Here is a 3,464-nt window from a genome sequence, read left to right on the forward strand (position 1 = left end):
GGCGCAACCGGTCGGTCAACCCGATGGACCCGAACAACAATCGGATCGAAGTGATTTTACTGAGATGACCGGCCCGGGCGGGGCGCCGTTAGCGGCATGTTAACCCCCAGCCGCCCAGCTTCCCGCAGAACGACTCACACAGGGGTGACAACAGAGTGTCGGTCTCATCTGCCCTCGGGGCCGGGTTGTCCGGGCTCGCGGCGTACGGGACGCCAGTGGCCAATATCTCCGACAATATCGCGAATTCCGGCACCTATGGCTACAAGCGGGTGGACACCAGTTTTGAAAGCATGGTTATCAACCAAGGCCGCGGCGGCGGGCTTTACACTGCCGGCGGCGTCCGTGCCACCACCAGCCGGATCGTCGACCAGCGCGGCAACCTGGTTCCGACCTCGCATCCTATGGATATTGCGATTTCGGGACGCGGCATGCTTCCCGTCGTCCATTCCGCGTCCCTGATGTCGGGGGCGAGCACACCACGCGATCTGGTCATGACGACGACCGGCTCGTTTCGCACCGACGACCAAGGCTATCTGCGCACCAGTTCGGGCTTGGTGCTGATGGGCTGGCCGGCCAATGCCGACGGCACGATCCCCAGCCAGCCGCGTGATTCCATCACCGGCCTGCAACCCATCCTCATCAGTCCCAGTCAGACCGCAGCGGACCCGACAACCCGGATCAACCTGCGCGTAAACCTGCCCGCAGATGACGCGGTCGGCGGCGCAACCGGCGGCGCACGCGAGATGGAGGTCGAATATTTCGGTAATCTCGGCAACTCCGAAAGAATGACCGTCTCCTTCACGCCTGCGGTCACCGGTGCGGCTGGGGTTCAGACGAACCGCTGGACCATGGAAATCCGTGATTCGGCCATCGCCAACGATCCGGCCACGCCTGCCGATGAATCCCTGATCGGTGTCTATACGTTGGAATTCGACGACAGCCAGGCCGGCGGCGGCATGCTCGCGAATGTCACGACGACGGCAGGCGGTGCTTATAACTCGGCAACGGGCCTTCTTACTGTGTCCGGCGCAAACGGGCCGATGACCATCAACCTGGGCCGATATGGCGACAGCCAGGGCATTACCCAACTCAGCGCCAGCTTCTCCCCCGCCAATGTGACCAAGAACGGCTCGCCTGTCGGCAACCTGACCGCGCTCGAGATCGACGAAAACGGATATCTCCGGGCCGCCTACGACACCGGTTTCACGCGCACCCTGTATCAGGTGCCGCTGGTGGATGTTCCCAATCCGAATGGCCTGATCGCAATGGACAACCAAACCTACAAGATCTCGCCCCGATCCGGCGCATTCTACCTGTGGAACGCAGGCGATGGTCCCACCGGCGCGATCGCGGGCTATGCACGCGAAGCATCGACCACCGATGTGGCGGCCGAGTTGACCGACCTGATCCAGACCCAGCGCGCCTATACCTCGAATGCCAAGGTCATCCAGACCGTCGATGAGATGTTGCAAGAAACGGCCAATCTCAAGCGCTGATATTGACCGGGGCTGCCCCCGGCCGCCCCACTGCCCAGAAACCGGAGCTTGCCCATGAGCATTTCGTCCGCCATTTCCAATGCCGTTTCGGGCCTGACCGCAGCCTCGCGGGGCACCGAGATCGTGTCGTCCAACATCGCAAACGCGCTGACGCCCGGCTATGCGCGCAGGGAACTCGACCTGTCCGCCCGCCTGTCCCAGCACGGCGGCGGCGTCAGTATCGCTGGCGTGAACCGGATCCTCACCGCCGGGCTGGTTGCGGACAGTCGGCTGGCCGAGGCGGCTGTCGGTTCATCTCAGACAACCGCCACATTCCACACCGCCATGGAGAAAGCCTTGGGCACGGGAACCGAGGCATCCTCACTGGGACAAAGCTTGACGGATTTCGAATCCGCCTTGGTCAGCGCGGCATCACGGCCCGACAGCGAGACGCGGCTTTCGGGCGTGGTCGATACGGCTATCGCCTTGGCAAAGAAGATCAATGACATTTCCGCAACGATCCAGGCCGAGCGCACCAAAGCCGAACAGGCGATCAAGAACGACGTTTCGCGGCTCAACACCGCCTTGCAGCAGGTGGCGAAACTGAACACGCAGATCGTCACTATATCCGCGCAGGGCAAGGATGCCTCCTCGCTCATTGACGCCCGTCAGGCAGCGATAGACAGTATCTCGGATATCCTGCCGATCAAGGAGGTGCCGCGCGAGAATGGCCGGGTCGCCCTGTTCACGCCCGATGGCGCCATTTTGCTAGATGGTACCGAACCAGCCAAGATCGAATTCAGCGCCGCTGCAAGCATCACTGCCGAGATGTCCATCGCCAACGGCGCACTTTCTGATTTGACGCTCAACGGCAAACCACTCACCGGCATACAGCAATCGATGCTGAGCGGAGGGAGCCTGAGCGCGAATTTTGCCATTCGAGACCAGATCGCTCCTGACTACCAGCAGCAAATCGACGCTTTCGCCAGTGATCTATATGACCGACTATCCGATCCGGCGATAGACCCCTCCCTTGGCTCAGGCAGTCCGGGTTTGTTCACGGATTCGCAAGGTGCTCTCGACCCCGCCAATGAAGCCGGCTTCGCCAGCCGTATTGCGGTAAATTTTTTGGCGAGCCCTGATACAGGTGGGCAATTGTGGCGGGTCCGCGCCGGCATCAATGCGCCCGGCCCCGGCAACGCGGGAGAAAGCGCATTGCTTGATCGCCTGAGCATGGCGATCTCGGCCCCGCGCCCGCCGGCTTCGGCCAACCTTTCCAGCACGCCGCGAAGCTTGCAGTCTCTTTCCGCAGAACTGTCCTCTGCCACCGCAACCAAACGCATCCGTTCCGAAGCCAGCGCTTTGCAAGGCAGCTCGCATCGGACAGGCCTCAAATCGGCCCTCTTGGCAGAAGGGGTCGACAGCGACAAGGAAATGGAAAGCCTACTGGCGCTGGAACGCGCCTATGCCGCGAACGCCAAAGTCTTTCAGGCCGCAAACGATATGCTCGACGCCATTCTGAGGCTGACATGACCTCCTTTCATTCCATTGGTGATCTTTCCCGCTCCTACCAACTTCGCCTTGGCCAGCACGGGCTGAAGACCAGATTAGACCGCCTAACCCAGGAAATGATGACCGGTTTGAAATCGGACACCCCAAAAGCGCTTGGCGGAGATGTTTCGTAAGCTCCCGGTGAGGACCGTCTGACGCTGAAGGTGGGATGGATGTAGGAGGCTGAAGCTATGGACACCCATAGCTTCAGTTCCCAAGTCGAGGTTCTCTCGGTGACCGATAGTGGTCGGCGGCGTCGCTGGTCGGCTGCCGAGAAGATCCGTATCGTCGAGGAAAGCCTGTCGCGCCCGCGCAGCGTGGCGCTGACGGCGCGGCGTCACGATATCTCTCGCGCGTTGCTGACGCGCTGGCGGAAGGACTATCGCGAGGGCCTTCTCGGAAATGAGCCTGCCCTGACCTTTGCGCCGGTGATGATTG

The 3,464-nt window shown here is 61.5% G+C and carries 3 protein-coding genes; all 3 read left to right on the forward strand.

What is annotated here, in order from left to right; all coding sequences use genetic code 11:
* The first annotated feature begins 155 nt into the window (after positions 1 to 155).
* On the forward strand, positions 156 to 1,496 hold the full coding sequence (locus AQY21_RS15910; RefSeq protein ID WP_058098601.1) for a flagellar hook protein FlgE: 1,341 nt from the start codon (positions 156 to 158) through the stop codon (positions 1,494 to 1,496).
* 54 nt (positions 1,497 to 1,550) lie between these two features.
* A complete protein-coding gene (gene flgK, locus AQY21_RS15915; RefSeq protein WP_058098602.1) occupies positions 1,551 to 3,008 on the forward strand; it encodes a flagellar hook-associated protein FlgK in 1,458 nt (485 codons plus the stop codon).
* Between the two features lie 209 nt (positions 3,009 to 3,217).
* Positions 3,218 to 3,464: transposase (locus AQY21_RS15920; RefSeq protein WP_152988254.1), on the forward strand; the 247-nt coding region annotated here is incomplete at its 3' end.

The organism is Paracoccus sp. MKU1 (assembly GCF_001447385.1).
Lineage (GTDB): Bacteria > Pseudomonadota > Alphaproteobacteria > Rhodobacterales > Rhodobacteraceae > Paracoccus.

Coding starts and splice junctions, on each gene's coding strand:
- flgK (WP_058098602.1), top strand. CDS start 1,551: ATGAGCATTTCGTCCGCCATTTCCAATGCCGTTTCGGGCCTGACCGCA.